The 18,039-nt window shown below is 40.2% G+C and carries 22 protein-coding genes; 19 read left to right on the top strand and 3 right to left on the bottom strand.

Annotated features, from left to right (window positions below):
* The first annotated feature begins 66 nt into the window (after positions 1-66).
* A complete protein-coding gene (locus ACQRBN_RS00465) occupies positions 67-594 on the top strand; it encodes an ECF transporter S component (RefSeq protein ID WP_427736959.1) in 528 nt (175 codons plus the stop codon).
* Between the two features lie 143 nt (positions 595-737).
* Here ACQRBN_RS00465 and ACQRBN_RS00460 read toward each other — a convergent pair whose 3' ends face one another.
* Complete coding sequence (locus ACQRBN_RS00460) at positions 738-2,207, bottom strand: rhodanese-like domain-containing protein (RefSeq protein ID WP_427736958.1); 1,470 nt, start codon at positions 2,205-2,207, stop codon at positions 738-740.
* A gap of 175 nt (positions 2,208-2,382) precedes the next feature.
* On the opposite strand from ACQRBN_RS00460, the gene ACQRBN_RS00455 reads away from it, so the two are divergent.
* Genes ACQRBN_RS00455 through ACQRBN_RS00405 form a run of 11 tightly spaced genes read left to right on the top strand, consistent with a single transcriptional unit; the run spans position 2,383 to position 11,613 of the window.
* The gene (locus ACQRBN_RS00455; protein ID WP_427736956.1) at positions 2,383-3,375 is read left to right on the top strand and encodes a heterodisulfide reductase-related iron-sulfur binding cluster; all 993 of its coding nucleotides are present in this window, start codon (positions 2,383-2,385) and stop codon (positions 3,373-3,375) included.
* Positions 3,341-4,375 carry a radical SAM protein gene (locus tag ACQRBN_RS00450; RefSeq protein WP_427736955.1) on the top strand — a complete coding sequence of 345 codons (1,035 nt, stop codon included), beginning with the start codon at positions 3,341-3,343 and terminating at the stop codon, positions 4,373-4,375. Before ACQRBN_RS00455 ends, ACQRBN_RS00450 begins: the two co-directional genes overlap by 35 nt.
* A gap of 23 nt (positions 4,376-4,398) precedes the next feature.
* Complete coding sequence (locus tag ACQRBN_RS00445; RefSeq protein ID WP_427736954.1) at positions 4,399-5,385, top strand: ABC transporter substrate-binding protein; 987 nt, start codon at positions 4,399-4,401, stop codon at positions 5,383-5,385.
* A 21-nt stretch (positions 5,386-5,406) separates the two neighbouring features.
* Entirely contained in the window at positions 5,407-6,216 is an 810-nt protein-coding gene (locus ACQRBN_RS00440; RefSeq protein ID WP_427736953.1) for an ABC transporter permease, read from the top strand.
* Positions 6,206-6,931: an ABC transporter ATP-binding protein gene (locus tag ACQRBN_RS00435; protein ID WP_427736952.1), complete on the top strand. Its 726-nt coding sequence runs from the start codon at positions 6,206-6,208 to the stop codon at positions 6,929-6,931. The genes ACQRBN_RS00440 and ACQRBN_RS00435 overlap by 11 nt, the downstream gene beginning before the upstream one ends.
* A gap of 19 nt (positions 6,932-6,950) precedes the next feature.
* Positions 6,951-7,283, top strand: coding sequence for an arsenosugar biosynthesis-associated peroxidase-like protein (locus ACQRBN_RS00430; RefSeq protein ID WP_427736951.1), 333 nt, complete (start codon positions 6,951-6,953; stop codon positions 7,281-7,283).
* 2 nt (positions 7,284-7,285) lie between these two features.
* Complete coding sequence (gene arsS / locus ACQRBN_RS00425) at positions 7,286-8,266, top strand: arsenosugar biosynthesis radical SAM (seleno)protein ArsS (RefSeq protein WP_427736949.1); 981 nt, start codon at positions 7,286-7,288, stop codon at positions 8,264-8,266.
* A gap of 6 nt (positions 8,267-8,272) precedes the next feature.
* Positions 8,273-8,710: a C-GCAxxG-C-C family protein gene (locus ACQRBN_RS00420; protein WP_427736948.1), complete on the top strand. Its 438-nt coding sequence runs from the start codon at positions 8,273-8,275 to the stop codon at positions 8,708-8,710.
* A gap of 13 nt (positions 8,711-8,723) precedes the next feature.
* Positions 8,724-9,725: a sulfurtransferase gene (locus ACQRBN_RS00415; RefSeq protein WP_427736947.1), complete on the top strand. Its 1,002-nt coding sequence runs from the start codon at positions 8,724-8,726 to the stop codon at positions 9,723-9,725.
* A 17-nt stretch (positions 9,726-9,742) separates the two neighbouring features.
* Positions 9,743-10,891, top strand: a complete 1,149-nt coding sequence (locus ACQRBN_RS00410; protein WP_427736946.1) for a glycosyltransferase — start codon at positions 9,743-9,745, stop codon at positions 10,889-10,891.
* Between the two features lie 17 nt (positions 10,892-10,908).
* A complete protein-coding gene (locus tag ACQRBN_RS00405; protein ID WP_427736945.1) occupies positions 10,909-11,613 on the top strand; it encodes a TVP38/TMEM64 family protein in 705 nt (234 codons plus the stop codon).
* Positions 11,614-11,668: 55 nt separating this feature from the next.
* Here the strand turns inward: ACQRBN_RS00405 and ACQRBN_RS00400 are convergent, their stop codons facing one another.
* Positions 11,669-12,364, bottom strand: coding sequence for an MATE family efflux transporter (locus ACQRBN_RS00400; protein WP_427736944.1), 696 nt, complete (start codon positions 12,362-12,364; stop codon positions 11,669-11,671).
* Here ACQRBN_RS00400 and ACQRBN_RS00395 point away from each other — a divergent pair.
* The 5 genes from ACQRBN_RS00395 to ACQRBN_RS00375 all read left to right on the top strand — a co-directional run bounded on the left by ACQRBN_RS00395 (position 12,292) and on the right by ACQRBN_RS00375 (position 15,772).
* Entirely contained in the window at positions 12,292-12,450 is a 159-nt protein-coding gene (locus ACQRBN_RS00395) for a rubredoxin (protein WP_005339874.1), read from the top strand. The two genes, ACQRBN_RS00400 and ACQRBN_RS00395, sit on opposite strands and share 73 nt — an antisense overlap.
* A gap of 154 nt (positions 12,451-12,604) precedes the next feature.
* Positions 12,605-13,351, top strand: a complete 747-nt coding sequence (locus ACQRBN_RS00390; protein ID WP_427736942.1) for an SDR family NAD(P)-dependent oxidoreductase — start codon at positions 12,605-12,607, stop codon at positions 13,349-13,351.
* 89 nt (positions 13,352-13,440) lie between these two features.
* Positions 13,441-13,746 (top strand): thioredoxin, encoded by a 306-nt coding sequence (gene trxA / locus ACQRBN_RS00385; protein ID WP_118049837.1) that lies wholly within the window; start codon positions 13,441-13,443, stop codon positions 13,744-13,746.
* Between the two features lie 12 nt (positions 13,747-13,758).
* A complete protein-coding gene (locus ACQRBN_RS00380) occupies positions 13,759-14,079 on the top strand; it encodes a rhodanese-like domain-containing protein (RefSeq protein ID WP_118041673.1) in 321 nt (106 codons plus the stop codon).
* A 1-nt stretch (position 14,080) separates the two neighbouring features.
* Positions 14,081-15,772, top strand: coding sequence for an FAD-dependent oxidoreductase (locus ACQRBN_RS00375; protein WP_427736941.1), 1,692 nt, complete (start codon positions 14,081-14,083; stop codon positions 15,770-15,772).
* Between the two features lie 116 nt (positions 15,773-15,888).
* Here the strand turns inward: ACQRBN_RS00375 and ACQRBN_RS00370 are convergent, their stop codons facing one another.
* A complete protein-coding gene (locus tag ACQRBN_RS00370) occupies positions 15,889-16,548 on the bottom strand; it encodes a Crp/Fnr family transcriptional regulator (protein ID WP_427736940.1) in 660 nt (219 codons plus the stop codon).
* A gap of 161 nt (positions 16,549-16,709) precedes the next feature.
* On the opposite strand from ACQRBN_RS00370, the gene ACQRBN_RS00365 reads away from it, so the two are divergent.
* Positions 16,710-17,603, top strand: a complete 894-nt coding sequence (locus tag ACQRBN_RS00365; protein ID WP_427736939.1) for a hypothetical protein — start codon at positions 16,710-16,712, stop codon at positions 17,601-17,603.
* A gap of 85 nt (positions 17,604-17,688) precedes the next feature.
* A complete protein-coding gene (locus tag ACQRBN_RS00360; protein ID WP_427736938.1) occupies positions 17,689-18,015 on the top strand; it encodes a hypothetical protein in 327 nt (108 codons plus the stop codon).
* Positions 18,016-18,039 lie beyond the last annotated feature (24 nt).

Below are 18,039 nucleotides of genomic sequence, written 5' to 3'. Positions count from 1 at the left end.
TGAGCCACTACTGCTGTACATTAGGTTAAAGCAAGAATTATTACATAAAGGAAAGAGGTTTTAATTATGAATTCTAATCTGAAAAAAATTGTAATGACAGCATTATTTGCGGCGCTTGCCTGCGTTGCCACGATGTCTATACGAATTCCTACTCCGGGGACGGGCGGCTATATCCATCCGGGAGATGCAGTGGTAATATTAGCAGGTATCATTCTTGGACCTGCCTATGGATTGCTTGCCGGCGGCGTTGGTTCTGCAATGGCAGATCTGTTGGGCGGATACTTCGTATATGTGCCAATCACTTTCGTGATTAAAGGTCTTGTGGCACTTGTGTCAGGACTTGTGTTCCAGAAGGTTGGGAAGGATTCCAGAACCCGTTATATGGCAGTGGTTCTTGGCGGCGTGATAGATATTATATTTGTTGCGGGTGGATATTTTATATGTGAGTTCCCGATGTATGGCTCCGGTGCGGCGGCAAGTATTCCGGCTAATATCATTCAGGGCATCAGCGGACTTATTATTGCCTGTGTTCTCTACCCGATCCTGATTGCAATACCGGATGTTCGCCAGGCTGCATATAAGAAAGTTTCATAAAGAGAAATTGGCACCAGATTCTAGCAGGCATTGAGGTTACAGCATAAACAATTGAAGACGGAACAGAAGAAAGAGAAACACAGAGGCAGGTGAAAAGACTTGCCTCTGTGTTTTTGTAATCTACGTCATTTTACATTTTATATTTATTTCGCGATTTTTTTTCTTTCAAATACGATTACGCTTAATGCAATACCTGCGATTAACACATATGGAATTGCAGAAGTAGCATCGCCAGTTTTTGGTGCTTTAGCAGTAGTTGCCTTTTGGCTCGTATCTGGTTTTTGAACTGAATTTGTGTTTGTATTAGTATTAGTTCCAGGTTTCTGGGGAGTACCAGGATTCTGGATTTCAGTATCAGTAGTTACAAAATTAGCCTGAATAACAGAATTTTTTGCTCCACCTTCGATAGTGAAGATGCTTTCTGCTGGAATGCCTGCTTCTTTTAAGAGAATAGTAGCTTTTTCAGCACCTCGGCTTCCGCTGTTGCACAGGATATAGATCGTTTTGTTGAAACTCTGCAAATTAGCTTTTACATAAGCAGAGAATTCTGTTGCCAGATTATCTGGAAGACTATTGTCCGCATCAAATACAGGAAGTGAAAGAGAGCCTTTCAGATGTCCTTTCTCATAGTTGACTTTAGAACGAACATCAAGAAGGAGGATTTCGGACTTCCCGATAGAGTTTACGGCTTCTTGTGCAGTAACATAGGTGAGTTTTGCTTTGATGTCAGAATCTTTTGCGCCGTTTGTGATGGTAAAGATATTTTCCAAAGCAAAACCTTGATCCAGAAGAAGTTTTGTAGCGGTCTGCGCACCGCGGCTTCCACTGTTACACAGGATGTAGATATTTTTCTGGAAATCCTGTTTGTGTCCATTGACATACTTTACAAAATCATCCTGTAAGTTTTTAGGCAAGTTATTGTTTGCATCGAATACAGGAAGTGAAAGGGAACCTTTCAGATGTCCTTTTGCGAATTTGTCAGCAGATCTTACATCGAGAATTAAGGAATCAGCATCACCAATCTTTGATACAGCCTCAGCGCCGGATACTGACTTGTAGTCAATTACAAATTTGCTTTGTACGGTAGTATCCGTTGCACCACCAGTGATGGTATAGATGTTTGACGCATCGATTCCGCTAGCGATTAATGATTCGGTGCCGGCAGCTGCACCACTCTTACCACTGTTGCACAGGATATAAATCTTTTTCTGGAACTGTGCTTGATTGTTCTTTACATATTCGGTAAAATTAGCCTTTAATTCATCTGATACACCATTTGCTCCAAATAAAGGGTAAGAGAATGAGCCTGGTAAATGGCCTTTGTCATAATTTGCTTTTGTACGAACATCAAGGATTAAGATATCAGTATTACCAATTGCTGCTACTGCATCAGCGCCAGACACATACTGGGTGGAAGCCTTGGTTGTAGGTTCTTCTGATGTTGGAACTAAAGGTTCAGTTACTGCAGGAGTTTCTGGTTCTGGCTCAGAGTCTGGAAGTGTAGTTTCCTGAGAATCATCTGTCGGAACTGTTGCATCTGCAGCCATTGCCAATGTGGAACTGCTGAAGATTAATACTCCTGCCAGAATGAGGGTTAATAATTTTCTTTTCATAGTAATTCTCCTCTATAAAATGTGTAGATTACAACCCTATTATATCTAGTATTCAGATAATACGAAAATAGTTTATGTCTATATAAGAAAGTTATTATCGACAATATCTATTCGACATAATACGTGAATTCTCTTATACTAAGATTGTATGTTTTGATTGAAGAAGGATTAGAAGATGAACACAATTTATACAGAAACAATGAAAGAGTGTATTAGATGTGGAAAGTGTACAATAAATTGTGATTTTTTACGAAAATATGGATTGATGCATAGTTTAAAAGACTTGAATAGATTAAGAGAGTTGTCTTTTCATTGTTTTATGTGTGGGGAGTGTGAACGGTATTGTCCTAAGGGAATCAATGGAAAAATAATTACTCAGGCAATCAGGATTGAACAGGCAGAAAAGAATACGGGAATGCCGGCAATTAATGGATATGAGAAGCTAATCGAGGAAAAAGCGGATTACCTATATAAGAACTATCAGCATGCTAATAATCATACCGTTCTTTTCATGGGGTGTAATTTTCCTGCGTATTATCCGGAATCGGCGAAAAGACTGAGTAGATTATTCCGGGAAAAATATGGGATTGGGACGGTCTATGAGTGTTGTGGAAAGCCTGTTATGGAATTGGGAGCGCAGAGGTTAGCGCAGAAAAGTATTGAGGCGATTCAAGATAGGATGCATAAGATGAATGTCAAAGAGTTAGTTATGGTTTGCCCGAATTGTTATATGTATTTAAAAGACCGGTTAGATATCAGAATGGTTTCTATCTTTGAGAAATTTACTGAATTGGGAATAGGGGAGGTGTCTGAAGGCAGTAAGATGTATGTATTTCAACCTTGTCCGGATCGTGCAGAAGGAGAATGGCTGAGATATATACGGAAATTCTTGAAGGATCGAATAGAAATCATAGAAGGAGTACAGTGTTGTGGTCTGGGCGGCTGTGCGAAGACCCAGGAACCTGAGATAGCCCAAGGGTTCGCAGAGAGGATCATACAAAAAAATTATCCGGTGATATATACATATTGTGCTTCCTGTGCAGGAAATCTCAGCAGAAATGGATGTCGTAATGTTCGGCATCTTATCTTTGAGATTTTAGGTTTGTGTGAGGAAAAACCGGATATCTACAATAATGGAAGGAATAGAAAGGAATCAAAATTCTGGTAAAGAAATGATAGGAAGAATAATACAAAGTAAAAGAGTACTGGAAGCCAGAGAGAAAGCATTGGCTGGAATAGCGTTCACAAAAGAGGAATTAATTATGCTGCTGGATATTGATCCTGAGTCAGATGAGGCCGAGGAATTAGGAGCGGCAGCAGGAGAAGTGGCACGAAAGTATACAGGTGGAAAGGCACGATTATGGGGAGCGATAGGTGTGGATTACAGACCCTGTGATATGAACTGTGATTTTTGTTCTTTGGGGAAAAAGTGGGGAATTGTAAAAGAGGAAAAAGAAGTCACGTTGGAAGAGATGATCCGGCAGGTACGATACTATGTGGAGAATGAATTTCACTATATTTTATTGAGAACAACGGAATTCTATAGCCCGGAGAGACTGGGAGAGATCGTGAAAAATATCCGTAAGGAAGTTCCTGGTGAATATGAGTTGGGATGTAATATTGGTGAATTGGATTCTGATAAAGCAGAATATCTGTATCAATGTGGAGCCAGGATCGCATATCACTGTCTGAGGCTTAGAGAGGGACAGGATACACGGTTTGAGATTAGTGATAGAATCCGTACATTGGATGTAATCAGAGATTCTAAGATGAAACTTGGATTTTGGGTGGAGCCGGTGGGACCGGAGCACACGAACAAAGAGATTGCGGAAAAGATATTACAGACATTGGAGTATTGTACGGATGTCTGCGGGGTAATGGCAAGGGTACCGGTAGAGGGAACTCCGTTAGGGAATTATGCTCAGATTAGCGAAAAGCGTTTGGCGCAGATTACGGCAATCCTTCGCTTGGCTTGCGGAGATAAGGCAACGGAGATCTGTACACATCCGGCCAGCGAATTGGCGGTCAGGTACGGAGCTAATGTTATCACGCTGGAGACAGGGGCGATTCCAAGAGACGCAGATTTTGTGGAAGAATATTGGGAAGGATTACATGTAGGTCAGGCCAGAGAGTGGCTGGATCGAAATGGATATCAAGTAAAAAGTTAATGAGAAAATGGAGGAAATGAAAAATGTTATGTAGGAAACGTGTAATGGCAGTTTTACTGGCAGGAATGGTATTTTTGTGTGGGTGTCAAAAAACGGGTACCGCATCTGAAGAGAAAACTGAGACAAAAGCGGAAGAAAAGACAGAGCAGGTTAAGGTTGGAACATGGAAGACGGCTCAAACAATTCTGCCGTTCTTCTACGAGGAATTCGCAGATGATAAGTATGAGATTGAAGTGGCTCCGTTTACGAATCCCGGAGACCAGAAGGCCGCACTTCTGGCAGGAGAACTGGATATGACGGGAACAACATTGGTAACAGCAATTTCTGCGGCCGCAAATGGAGAACCAGTGAAGATTGTGTGCAGCCTCTGTAACAAATGTTCCGCGTTAGTAGTGGGAAAGGACTCAGGGATTGAGACGGAAGCCGATCTGAAGGGGAAAACGATTGCTTACGTGCCGGGAACGATGCATCATGCCTTATTGTTGGATGTATTAGAGAGAGCAGGGCTGGATGCAGAGAAAGACGTGGAATTGGTACGTATTGATTTCTTTGATATGGGACAAGCCTTAGCAGATGGCACAATTGATGCTTTTTGTAGTGGAGAACCATATCCATCAGAGGCAATTTTAAAAGGGTATGGACGTGTGTTGAGTTATCCATATTTTGATGATAGTATTGATACGATCAATGCGGCGATGATTGTAACAGAAGATACTATAAAGGAAAAACCTGAATTGGTACAGGAACTGGTAAATGCACATTTAAAAGCAACGGATTATCTGACCGAGAATCAGGAAGTGTGGTTTGACAAGTCCTATGAGTTCGGAACCGATAAAGAGATTATGGAGGTATCTGCCGAAAATATAGAATTATGCGGTGATATTGATGAAGAATTTATTGAGCATACGAAGAATCTGGCGCAGAAGATGAAGGAACTTGGTATTATTAGCGAAGTGCCGGATATCGATGCTTTATTTGATCTGTCATTTCTGGAGAATGCAGAGCAATAGAAGAGAGTGTTAGGGACGAATATGAAAAAAGCAAGAAGGAATGTACAGGAGCAGTTTATGGGATTGCTTCTTCCGGTTGCAGTGTTGATAATATGGTTTGTGGTCACCAGTGATGAGTCTATGCCTAACTATGTTCTTCCTTCTCCAAAAGAATTTGCAATTGTGTTTTGGAATTTTATTTTTGGCGGTGCAGATGCGTCTCCCTATAGTGGAAAGATGCTGGAGAATCTGCAGGTAAGTGCATTGCGCGTCGCGAAAGGATTTGCATTTGCCGGAATCGTTGGCATAATAGGAGGATTTTTGACGGGAAGAGTTCCGTTGTTGAGAAAAATCGTTGATCCAACGGTACAAGCGCTGAGATCGGTTCCCGGAATTGGCTATTTGCCGTTGGGAATGGTATGGTTTGGTGTCGGGGAAGAGAACACCTTGTTTTTAATATCCCTTGCGGCTTTCTTCCCGGTATATTTAAATACGCAGGAAGGAGCAGCCCGGGTACCAGAACTATACCTGCGTGCAGGCAGGATGCTGGGGGCAGAGCGGCTGACATTGTTTTTTACGGTTATTTTTCCGGCAACTTTTCATAACGTTGTTGTCGGTCTTAGATTGGCGTTAGGGATTTCCTGGGCTTATCTGGTATTAGGCGAGATGACGGGGGTGACCAAGGGAATTGGCGCGATTATGATGGACGGCCGGATGTTAGGACATGTTGATATTGTGATTGCATGTATGGTCGTCATTGCGGTTACCGGAAAACTCTGTGATTGGATTCTGATGGCTGTTTGTCAGGTGTTTGCCAAGAGACTGATGGAGGAGAATTCCGATGGAAGATAAGATGTATAGAGTGGAACATTTAAAAAAGACATTTCAAAGTGCAAATGGAAATCGAGTACAGGTGTTTCATGATCTGTCTATGGATATTCAAAAAGGAAAGATAACAGCGGTTCTCGGCCCCAGTGGCTGTGGGAAAAGTACGTTATTGAATATTTTGGCAAGATTTGAGTCTTATGAGTCAGGAACGATCTCAATTCCTAATAATGTAGGAGTCGTGTTCCAAAGTCCTGCCCTTTTTCCGTGGCTTACTGTTGAACAGAATGTGGCTTATGGATTGAAAAGAAGAGGAATTCGCAAGAAGGAACGTAAAGATCAGATTGTGAAGTATTTGCAATTGGTACAGTTAGAAGAGTATGCAGCATACTATCCAAGTGAACTTTCCGGAGGTATGCAGCAGAGGGTGGCATTGGCAAGAACTTTGATACTGCATCCGGAAGTGTTGCTCATGGATGAGCCATTTTCTGCATTAGATCCCAAACTTAGAGTCCAGATGCAGCAGTTAACCTTGGAGTTATGGAAGGAACTGGGACAGACCATTCTGATCGTGACTCATGATGTGGAGGAAGCGCTTATATTGGCAGATACGATCTATGTTATGGAAGAGTGTCCGGAAGGAATCCGGAAAAAGATTGAAGTTCCATGGCAAGAAAAGTGCGATTTAATCAGGAATACAAAAGAATTTTTCGAACTGAAGAATTCTTTGTTAAATAATTAAACATAAAGGAGGAAGACATATGGAGACATACTATAATCCGGAAGATCTGGGAAAATTTGGAACAATGGGTGAGGAGGCACCGCAGCTTTGGGAAACATTTATGAACTATTATGGTTCCGTATTTGCAGAGGGCGCATTAACAGCAAGAGAGAAATCATTGATTGCATTGGCGGTTGCTTCTGCAATACAATGTCCGTATTGTATTGATTCCTATACGAATGACTGCTTGAACAAGGGAGTTAATGAGGAGCAGATGACAGAGGCAATCCATGTAGCATGTGCGATTCGCGGGGGTGCATCTTTGGTTCATGGTGTACAGATGAAAAATATTGTGAAGAAATTGGAGTTTTAATTATGAGTGAGAATTTAAGATTAGCGGAGACAACGAGTGTGCCGGCATTTGAAACATGTATTACAGACCAGGAAGTAAAATATACCTTGGATTCTTTAGAGGTATTGCAGATTAACGTCGGAAGGCTTTGTAATCTGGCATGTAAGCATTGCCATGTTGAGGCAGGACCGGCAAGAACGGAAGTGATGTCCAGAGAAGTAATGGAAGCTTGTATACAGGTCTGTAAGGAATGGGGATTCAAAACGGTAGATATCACAGGTGGTGCTCCTGAGATGAATCCTGATTTTGAATGGTTTGTCGATGAGATGACGAAGATTTGTGGGCATGTAATTGTTCGTTCGAATCTTGTAGTGATGCTGGAAGAAAAATATAAGCATTTGCCACAGTTCTTAGCCGACCATAAAGTGGAGATTGTTGCATCGCTTCCGTATTATCGTGCGAAAGAAACGAATAGGCAGCGTGGAGACGGAGTATTTGAGGGTGTGATTCAGATGCTGCAGTTGTTGAACAGTCTTGGTTATGGAAAAGATCCGGATCTGGCATTGAATCTGGTCTATAATCCAAACGGTGCGTTCTTCCCGCCTGAACAGGGAGCAATGGAAAAGGAATATAAGCAGAGACTGATGGCTGATTATGGGATTGTATTCAACAACTTATTTACAATTACGAATAACCCGACCGGAAGATTCGCTGGTTTTCTGAAGCGCAGCGGCAATCTGGAAAGTTATCTGCAGAAATTATATGGAGCATTTAATGCAGCAACCTTGCCAACGATGATGTGCCGTAATCAGTTGTCTGTTGGATGGGATGGAAAGTTATATGATTGTGATTTTAATCAGGCGGCTGACCTTCCTGTTTTAACAAAGGAGACAATCATGGATCTTGTAGGAAAGCCATATGTAAAGAGGGAGATATGTTTTGGAAAACATTGCTATGGATGTACGGCAGGACAAGGCTCTAGTTGCGGTGGTGCAACAGAATAGGAGGAAATGATGGAAGAAAAAATGATTCAGGAACAGTTTATGAAAGGATATGACTGTTCTCAGGTGGTAGTTTCACATTTTGCGGAAAAAATGGGGATTACAGAGGATTTGGCGAATAAAGTAGCAGCCTGTTTTGGAGGCGGTATGATGCAGGCGGATACTTGCGGTGCATTTACAGGTGCATTGATGGTTATTGGATTGAAGTATGGACATTATGATGTAGAACAATTACTCGCTCAGAAAGATGTTATGATGGCTAAAAGTGCGGAGTTCAAGAAAAAATTCTTTGAAAGCCGCAACACATGCAATTGTAAAGAGTTAATTGGTTATGATGTGTCTACACCGGAAGGATTTCAGGCGGCTTTGGAAAGTGGAAGAATGATGGAGTTCTGTCCGGCATTGGTAAAAGAAGTGATTGCAATGTTGGATGAGGTATTGCAGTAGGGAGTAAGAAAATATGAAATGGAAAAGATTAGTGGCTTTTGGGCTGGCTGTTGTTCTTGGTTGTTCTCTTCTTGGCGGATGTGGTAAAAAAAGTAGGGAGACTGTAGAAAGACAGCAAGTGGAAGAAGATGTAAAAGAAGAGGATGCAAAAGAAGAATCTGAAAAAGAACCGGAGGAGACTGAGGTTCCGGATGATGGAAAGTTTCATGGGAAATGGGTAGTAGACGCAGAATATGCAAAAGGCCGTGTAGGGGCGGAAGATACTGTATTTGTAGATAGTCGTGGAGAGAAGCAGGCAATATTAGGAACGATAGAAGGTGCTATTGCTACAGTATGGCAGGATTGGTCTGTCCAAGAAGGAAATGCTGGAGATGAAAAATGGGGATGTATCCCTGAACCAGATGCATTGGCGAGCATTTTAGGGAACCTTGGCATTACAAAAGATAAGGAGATTATCTTACTTGGTGAGACGTTGGAAGGTTGGGGAGATGACTCGCGACTTCTTTGGGAACTTTTAGCAGCAGGATATACAGATGTCAAGATGGTAGACGGTGGATTGTCTGCGTTAAAAGAAGCAGGAGCACCAACACAGTTTTTAGCGTCTAAGCCACAGCCAGGAGAAGTAGTTATTGATGAAATTGATTACTCTCATGTCATGACAACAGAAGAATTGCAGAGCAATTATGAGAAGTATAAGATTGTAGACGTGCGTACGGATGATGAGTATAATGGTGCTGTATTATACAATGAAGCTAAAGGTGGTCATCTTCCAGGAGCCATTCATATCCGCTACACGGATCTGTTTCAGGAAAATGGAACATTGAAGCCGAATAAAGAATTGATCCAGATGTTTGAAGATACTGGCTTATCAAAAGAAGATTCTATTGTAACCTATTGTACAGGTGGAATACGTTCTTCTTATGTTCAGCTAGTATTAGAAATGTGTGGATTTGAAGATTCATATAATTATGATCAGTCGTTCTGGCGGTGGGCAGTCGTTGGTGAAGTAGAATAAAATGTGTTGGGATAAAGATGGTAAGTATTGTATTATGTACGTATAATAGAGAAAAAAGTATCGGTGCATCTATAGACAGTATTTTGAATCAGACTTATAAGGAATGGGAATTAATTATTGTAGACGATGGATCGACAGATGGAACTCGTAAAAAACTTGAGGAATATCAGGATAAACGGATTAAGTGCATATTTCTGCCGGAGAATTCTTACTATTGCTACGCAGCTAATGTAGGAATAGGCGAAGTAGCGGGTGAATATGTAGCATTTGCCACAAGCGATGATATCTGGGAAACCCACAAATTGGAAAAACAGATTGCATATCTGACGGAACATCCGGAATGTGGAGCTGTATTTTCAAAAGTTGCTCTTATAGGAGAGAATGGTGAAAGCGTAGAAGATAAGCATCCGGATATGGTTCAACTTTTTGATCAAAAGAATCGGAGCCGTACAGAATGGCTCCGGCGCTTTTGGAATATAGGAAATTGTTTGTCGCACCCGTCTTCTGTTGTAAGAAAAAGCGTCTTAGATGAAATTGGTGGGTATGATTTATTTTATGCTCAATTGGCAGATTTTGAATTATGGATTCGGATAGTATTAAAATGTGATATCCATGTGTTGCAGGAGAAATTAGTAGGATACCGTTGGTACAGTTCTAAGAAGCAGATAAGTGCTCCGACAGAAGAGAAGATGCTTCGGTCTATGAATGAGTTTTTTTCTATTAAGAAAAGACTTTTGGAATTGATGAGTGATGAACAGTTGATAGAAGTATTAGGAAGTCAGTTCCGCAACCCAGAATCGTCCACTCCGATTGAATTGGAGTTCGAAAGAGCATTTTTATTGATGGAAAAAGGTGCTGAATATAGCAGGTATGATATCTTCGGACTTCAGAAGATGGAAGAAGTGCTGAGAATCCCTGGAGCAGCAGAGGTGTTAAAGAGTCATTTTCATATTCGTTTACAGGATTTGTACTATAAAAATGGAAAAAAGCATTACATAGACGAAGCAATGACGAAGCGGCTGGAGTCCCTGGAAGAAGAAAATGTGAGGATTCGTAAGGAACTTGAAAGTTATCAAAGAGAGTATGCTTCAGTTGTACAGTCGAATATCTGGAGAGCAACAAAGCCGCTGAGAGTGGTGTTGGATAGAATAAAGCGAAAGAATTAGGCAGTGAGGGTATCAAGATGAAAGGGCAAGAAAAGAAAAATGTGTGGACGAAAAAAATCGTAGTTGTGGCATGTATTGTGGCTGCTGTAGGAAGTTATTTTTGCATTCCTTCTGTAAAAAGTACATTGGATGAAATTTTCCAGATGTTTGCGTCCGGGGATTTTACAGTTGTAGGTGAATTTGTGGAATCCTATGGTGTGTATGCAGCAGCAGTATCATTTCTTTTGATGATTTTGCAGTCTGTTGCCGCTCCCTTGCCAGCTTTTTTGATCACGTTTGCTAATGCGAATCTTTTTGGATGGTGGCAAGGAGCAATTCTATCATGGTCAAGTGCTATGGCTGGTGCGGCTTTATGTTTTTGGATTGCAAGGATTTTGGGACGTGATGTGGTTGAAAGGCTGACCAGTAAGAGTGGTTTGAGGCAGATAGATGATTTCTTCGAAAAACACGGGAAGATGAGTATCCTAATTGCAAGATTGCTGCCATTTATATCATTCGATATTGTTAGTTATGCGGCTGGGCTTACATCAATGTCTTTTTGGAGTTTCTTTGTGGCAACAGGGATTGGGCAATTTCCGGCAACCATTGTATATTCTTACGTAGGTGGAATGTTGACTGGAGGAGCAAAATTATTTGTAACAGGGTTATTTGTTTTATTTGGACTGTCGGCATTGATTGTACTTCTTCGGCAGATATATATGGAAAGGCAGAAAGGTAGATAATTTATATGAAAGTATTGGAAAAGCACCGGTAACCAGGTGCTTTTTTCTGCAATTCTCATGTTTCATTTATCTTTTCTGTCTGTTTTTTATCTACTATAAATCCGAGAAGGGCAACGATAAACTCCGTAATCGGATAGGCAAGCCATACTCCTGTCATTCCCCATATGGCTGATAAGAGAAAGGCCATTGGAATAATCAGTATCAGCCCTCTTAAAATAGAGAGAATATGGGCTGGCAGTGCATTCTCTATAGAAGTAAATAATGTTGCCAGAATGATATTATACCCAACGAATGCAGTTGATATAAAGTACAGTTTGAGACCAATGACTGCAATCCGCTGTAAATCCATATTTTTTTCGCTATTAAAGATGGAAGTGATTGGCTGTGCAAAAATAAATATCAGCAGATACGCAGCACAGGATACGGTGAGCATGGTTATCGTAGAATATTTAAGCAGTGTTCGTACCTGCTGTCTGTCACCTTTTCCATAAAAACTACTTATAAGCGGCTGGACTCCCTGTGCGATTCCTGTATAGACCGCAACAATTACAAGGGAGATATTGGCAATTACACCGTAAGCGGCGACGCCCGTATTGCCTTCTAGACTCAGTATGATGGCATTAAAGGTAATCATGACAATACCTGATGAAAGTTGTGCAATCAAGGAGGAACAAACTAATGAAATATGTATGTGACGTTTGCGGATGGGAATATGATGAAGAGGAAGGTTATCCTGAAGGTGGTATTGCACCAGGAACAAAGTGGGAGGATGTTCCGGAAGATTTTGAATGTCCATTATGTAATGTTGGAAAAGATCAGTTTTCAGAAGTTGAATAGAAACCTAATCTTGTGTTAAATACGGATGGATAAATCAAAACCCTGGTGCGTGAGCAACAGGGTTTTTTATTGCGATATTTTGTGATGATATCACAGAAAATAATCTACCTTTTGCTTATAATGTAGCTAGAAACTAAGTAAGGAGGTAGTCTAAATGAGATTAAAAGATAAAGTTGCAATCATTACGGGTGGAAGCCGTGGCATAGGATTTGCTACAGCTGATAAATTCTTGAAGGAAGGCGCTACAGTTGTATTGGCGGCAAGTTCACAGGAATCGGCAGATGCAGCTGTAGATAAATTAAAAGAAAAATATCCCAATGCAATAGTTGCTGGAATTAGTCCAAATCTTGCAAGCATGGAGTCTGTCAGAAAGGCTTTTAAAGAGGCAATTGAAAAATATGGATGTGTCGATATACTGGTAAATAATGCAGGAATTTCAGAAAACACCTCATTTATGGATTATACAGAGGAGACTTTTGATAAAGTCATGGATCTAAATGTAAAAGGAGTATTTAATACTACTCGTGTAGCTGCAGAATGCATGGTGGCAAGAGGCAAGGGGGTCATTCTCTCAACTTCTTCCATGGTGAGTATTTCTGGACAGCCAAGTGGGTTTGCTTATCCTGCATCCAAGTTTTCAGTAAACGGATTGACTGTATCATTAGCAAGAGAACTAGGACCTAAAGGTATTCGTGTTAATGCAGTTGCACCTGGGATTACAGAAACTGATATGATGAAGGCCGTGCCAAAGGAAGTTATCGAACCTATGATTGAAAGAATTCCATTGCGTCGTCTTGGACAGCCAGAAGATATTGCCAATGCATTTGTGTTTCTTGCTTCAGATGAAGCGAGTTATATTACAGGTGTTATACTAAGTGTAGATGGTATGGCAAGAAGTTAAGGCAATGTGGTATGGTGATGTCATCACAGAAAAGAAATAAAATTCAGATTATAATAAAGCCACAAAGAAATGATAGGGAGGATTATAAAATGACTGCAATTAATATCAATAAAAATAATTTCCAGAATGAAGTAATGAATTCTGATAAACCTGTCCTTTTGGATTTTTGGGCGCCTTGGTGTGCTCCTTGTCGTATGGTGGTTCCTATCATAGAGGAGATTGCAGGTGAACGCCCTGATATCAGAGTTGGTAAAATCAATGTGGATGAGCAGCCTGAACTGGCAAGTGAATTTAGTATTATGAGTATCCCAACTTTGGTGGTTATGAAGAATGGGAAGATTGTACAACAGGTTTCAGGTGCGAGACCTAAGAATGCAATTTTAGAAATGCTTTAAGGAGGTGCGCTAATGGGATTTTTTGATTTCCTTAAACAGGCGAATATTAATCAAGGGATAGAGGAATATAAAAGGACTGCTGGTGCAGTTCTGCTGGATGTACGTACTCCGCAGGAATATCAGGAAGGGCATATACCAGAAAGTAAAAATGTACCGTTACAACAACTTAACAATGTTGTTTCAGTAGCGAAAAATACAGAAATTCCACTGTTTGTATACTGTTATTCCGGAGCCCGAAGTCGTCAAGCAACAGGGTTGTTGCAACGAATGGGATATTCTAAAGTAAATAATATCGGTGGCATTGCTGCTTATTCAGGAAAGGTGGAAAAATAAGATGAAGGTAATAATTGTAGGCGGTGTAGCTGGAGGAGCTACAGCTGCAGCAAGAATACGAAGACTGGATGAACATGCAGAAATTACTGTGTTTGAAAGATCCGGATACATATCCTATGCGAATTGTGGACTTCCATATTATATTGGAGACGTGATCACAGATCCGGAAGAACTTACATTACAGACACCAGAGAGTTTTTTTAAACGTTTCCATATCAATATGAAAATTCATCATGAAGTTATCTCCATACATCCGGATCGTAAAACGGTTTCAGTGAAAAATTTGGAGAATGGTGAGATATTTGAAGAAAACTATGATAAGCTGATCCTTTCTCCAGGTGCAAAGCCAACACAGCCGAGACTTCCTGGAGTAGGTATTGATAAGCTTTTTACACTTCGTACAGTAGAAGATACTTTTCGGATCAAGGAATATATTAATAAGAATCATCCAAAATCTGTAGTGTTGGCTGGTGGCGGTTTTATTGGCTTAGAGTTGGCAGAAAATTTGAGGGAGCTTGGCATGGATGTTACAATCGTCCAGCGGCCTAAGCAGCTGATGAATCCATTTGACCCGGATATGGCATCCATGATCCATAATGAAATGAGAAAGCATGGAATAAAACTGGTATTGGGCTATACAGTAGAAGGATTTAAAGAAAAAGACAATGGAGTGGAGGTCTTATTGAAAGATAATCCATCACTTCAGGCTGATATGGTAGTGCTGGCAATCGGAGTTACACCAGACACAGCATTAGCAAAAGAAGCTGGTCTGAAACTTGGCATCAAAGAAAGTATTGTAGTGAATGACAGAATGGAAACCTCTGTACCGGATATTTATGCTGTAGGTGATGCAGTTCAGGTAAAACATTATGTTACTGGCAATGATGCGTTAATCTCTTTAGCGGGACCTGCTAATAAACAGGGCAGGATTATCGCGGATAACATTTGTGGTGGTGATAGTCGTTACCTGGGCAGTCAGGGAAGTTCTGTTATCAAAGTATTTGATATGACAGCAGCCACTACAGGTATCAATGAAACCAATGCCAAAAAGTCAGGATTAGAGGTAGATACAGTAATTCTTTCTCCTATGAGTCATGCCGGTTACTATCCTGGTGGAAAAGTGATGACCATGAAGGTGGTTTTTGAAAAAGAAACCTATCGTTTGCTTGGTGCTCAGATTATTGGATATGAAGGAGTTGATAAACGTATTGATGTGCTGGCAACAGCAATTCATGCAGGGCTGAAGGCAACCCAGCTGAAAGATTTAGATCTCGCATATGCACCGCCTTATTCATCTGCCAAGGATCCTGTAAATATGGCTGGATTCATGATAGACAATATAGCGAAAGGTACCTTAAAACAATGGCATTTGGAAGATATGGATAAGATTTCTAAAGATCAAAATGTGGTGTTGCTAGATATGAGAACTGTAGGTGAATTTAACAGGGGTCATATGGATGGATTCAACAATATTCCTGTAGATGAACTGAGGGAACGAATTAACGAAATTGAGAAAGGAAAGCCTGTGTATCTGATATGCCAAAGTGGTCTGCGCAGTTACATTGCTAGCCGTATTCTGGAAGGAAATGGATATGAAACATATAACTTTTCCGGTGGATTCCGCTTCTATGATGCAGTGGTTAATGACCGTGCGCTGATCGAAAGGGCATATGCATGCGGTATGGATTATTAAAAATAATCATAATATTTTTATAATTTTCTCGTAGTATAAAAAGATCCCCCTTTATTAGAATGACTTTCATAATTCTGATAAATGGAGGATTCTTTAAATGTTATAGAAAAACAGTTTTACGATCTTTGTAGTGTTTCCAGTCTTTTCGAATCAAGGATTGCGATTTTGCCGCGGGAGAGTCTGACAAGGTCCTCGCCTTGAAAGTATCGGAGCATTCGAGTGATAACTTCTCTGTGGGAACCAAGATGGTTAGCAATCGTCTCATGAGTGATTTTCAGCTCGTTTGTTCCTTCGATAGAGGTCTCTTCTAGAAGAAATGAAGCAACTCGTTTATCCAAACTCTTCCACATGATTTGTTCAATCAGCCACATGACATCAGAAAAACGGGTAGCCATTAACTCATTGGTATAGTTTGCGACAGGAGCAGATTCCTTCATAATACCTTTATAGATTTCAGCAGGGATGATCCAAAGATCAGTATCTTTTTCTGCTTCAATGGTTACTTCAAATTGAATGGATCGCATGATACATGAGGCAGATAAAAGACACATATCCATATCGAACAGACGGTAAAGTGTAATTTCTCGTCCTTCATTTGAAAGTATGTAGGTTCGAATCTGCCCGGATTTAACCAGTAATAATCCAGTACAGTCCAGGTTTCCATTGTGAATGATCGTTCCTTTTTTTACATTCTGTGTGATTAAATTGTCTGAAATTAGTTTTTTCTGTGCTATGTTTAAGTCATTCCATAGTGGAAAATAATTTTCGAAGTTCATAACAGTTATCTCCTTTACGAACATAGTATACTTGCTTTTTTAAGATGCGTCAATTCTATAATTGACATATGCCATAAATAAAAATATACTGATTATAGTACATGATTGATGTAAATATGAGGGAGGGAAAAATAATGCAGGGAGATGTCAGTTTTACATTTTTGAACCGAATTGAAGAAGTAGAACTGAATATTGTAGATAGACGATGGCAGTCTGCACTGGCATTGGCATTGACTTTGCCAGATATTTGCGGAGGTATTGCTTTCCCGGAAATTGTTAAACATTATCGAGATGGCCGGGTTATGCTGGATCGACAAAAAAATCCGACCCGTGATGTGGGAACCCAGTATATCCGCTGGTTTGATGAATATGCAGGGGACCACTTTAAACTATCTCAATCCGATGAAAAGCCATATATTTGCGGAGAACGTTGTTGGCAGCTTCGGTGTGAATATCTTCATCAAAACAAAGGATTTTTAAATGATGAAAATAATATACACTTTCATCTTGGATTAAACTGTGGAATGTCAGTTTGTCAGCTGGACAGTATGAACATACAGGAGAACAGAATCGATATTCGTATAGACATAGAACAGTTTTGTCTGAGAATGTGCAAAGCGGCAAAGAGTTACTATGATAAAGTTAATTTGGAAAAAGACTTTAGTCTCTATAATACACCAGTTTTGGATTTTATTCAGGTAACACAAAAAAAGAAAGATGCTTCTATTATTGCACTGATCTGTGGCAATGAACGCTATGCAAAAGGATTAAAAGAAGCATTGCAGTTTATTTCAGAGCAGATCATGCTGTTTTACACACCGGAAAGTGCTAAAACAAAATTAGGAAAACATAAGCCGGATCTTTGGATTGTTACCGAAGATATGACGAGACAACCGAATCAGCCATGGCGTGCTGACAGGACAACACCTGTAATTTTAATCACAGGCAATCCCGATTCTGTTGAGATTAAAAAGGAACCAGGGAAAGTAACTGTTCTTTCTATGCCATTGTCGATAGTTAATTTTCGGAAAACCGTCAAAATATATGTGTCGTGAGGAGACGTTTATGCTGTATATAATACTATTATTTGCATTCATAGTTGTATATTTGATGATGCTTATGCGGAGACAGAAAGATAAGATGAGCGAAATTAAAATACAAATGGATCAACTGCAAGCACAACATGATCAATTGCAGAAAGAAAGGGATCAGTTACTAGAACAGATGAATCATCTGGAAGAGCAGCGAGAACACTTGCAAATGCAAACAGACCAGGCATTCCGGAGTACTGATGAAATTGAGAAAATTTGCGATGAAATATGGCATCATGCTAATACCATCCACCTTTATTCTTCGTTATCTGAAGAAGAAAGCAAATCTATAACAATGAAAGAAAAACAAAAAGAAATTATTAGAACAACCGAGGAGATTCTAAACATCATATATAAATATAAAGGTGATGTATAATAAAAATATGTCATTGTAGTTATT

The organism is Bariatricus sp. SGI.154 (assembly GCF_050313795.1).
In the GTDB taxonomy this organism is placed as follows: domain Bacteria; phylum Bacillota; class Clostridia; order Lachnospirales; family Lachnospiraceae; genus CAMBRQ01.
Note: the sequence above shows the minus strand (reverse complement) of the source record. Positions and strands in the feature narration are given on the sequence as shown.

Excerpts from the sequence above, each read along its gene's own strand:
- ACQRBN_RS00360 (WP_427736938.1), top strand. The coding sequence starts at position 17,689 with ATGAGCGAAATTAAAATACAAATGGATCAACTGCAAGCACAACATGAT.
- ACQRBN_RS00435 (WP_427736952.1), top strand. The coding sequence starts at position 6,206 with ATGGAAGATAAGATGTATAGAGTGGAACATTTAAAAAAGACATTTCAA.
- trxA (WP_118049837.1), top strand. The coding sequence starts at position 13,441 with ATGACTGCAATTAATATCAATAAAAATAATTTCCAGAATGAAGTAATG.
- ACQRBN_RS00440 (WP_427736953.1), top strand. The coding sequence starts at position 5,407 with ATGAAAAAAGCAAGAAGGAATGTACAGGAGCAGTTTATGGGATTGCTT.
- ACQRBN_RS00430 (WP_427736951.1), top strand. The coding sequence starts at position 6,951 with ATGGAGACATACTATAATCCGGAAGATCTGGGAAAATTTGGAACAATG.
- ACQRBN_RS00395 (WP_005339874.1), top strand. The coding sequence starts at position 12,292 with ATGAAATATGTATGTGACGTTTGCGGATGGGAATATGATGAAGAGGAA.
- ACQRBN_RS00390 (WP_427736942.1), top strand. The coding sequence starts at position 12,605 with ATGAGATTAAAAGATAAAGTTGCAATCATTACGGGTGGAAGCCGTGGC.
- ACQRBN_RS00460 (WP_427736958.1), bottom strand. The coding sequence starts at position 2,207 with ATGAAAAGAAAATTATTAACCCTCATTCTGGCAGGAGTATTAATCTTC.
- ACQRBN_RS00405 (WP_427736945.1), top strand. The coding sequence starts at position 10,909 with ATGAAAGGGCAAGAAAAGAAAAATGTGTGGACGAAAAAAATCGTAGTT.
- ACQRBN_RS00370 (WP_427736940.1), bottom strand. The coding sequence starts at position 16,548 with ATGAACTTCGAAAATTATTTTCCACTATGGAATGACTTAAACATAGCA.
- ACQRBN_RS00445 (WP_427736954.1), top strand. The coding sequence starts at position 4,399 with ATGTTATGTAGGAAACGTGTAATGGCAGTTTTACTGGCAGGAATGGTA.
- arsS (WP_427736949.1), top strand. The coding sequence starts at position 7,286 with ATGAGTGAGAATTTAAGATTAGCGGAGACAACGAGTGTGCCGGCATTT.
- ACQRBN_RS00380 (WP_118041673.1), top strand. The coding sequence starts at position 13,759 with ATGGGATTTTTTGATTTCCTTAAACAGGCGAATATTAATCAAGGGATA.
- ACQRBN_RS00450 (WP_427736955.1), top strand. The coding sequence starts at position 3,341 with ATGGAAGGAATAGAAAGGAATCAAAATTCTGGTAAAGAAATGATAGGA.
- ACQRBN_RS00375 (WP_427736941.1), top strand. The coding sequence starts at position 14,081 with ATGAAGGTAATAATTGTAGGCGGTGTAGCTGGAGGAGCTACAGCTGCA.
- ACQRBN_RS00420 (WP_427736948.1), top strand. The coding sequence starts at position 8,273 with ATGATGGAAGAAAAAATGATTCAGGAACAGTTTATGAAAGGATATGAC.
- ACQRBN_RS00415 (WP_427736947.1), top strand. The coding sequence starts at position 8,724 with ATGAAATGGAAAAGATTAGTGGCTTTTGGGCTGGCTGTTGTTCTTGGT.
- ACQRBN_RS00455 (WP_427736956.1), top strand. The coding sequence starts at position 2,383 with ATGAACACAATTTATACAGAAACAATGAAAGAGTGTATTAGATGTGGA.
- ACQRBN_RS00410 (WP_427736946.1), top strand. The coding sequence starts at position 9,743 with ATGGTAAGTATTGTATTATGTACGTATAATAGAGAAAAAAGTATCGGT.
- ACQRBN_RS00465 (WP_427736959.1), top strand. The coding sequence starts at position 67 with ATGAATTCTAATCTGAAAAAAATTGTAATGACAGCATTATTTGCGGCG.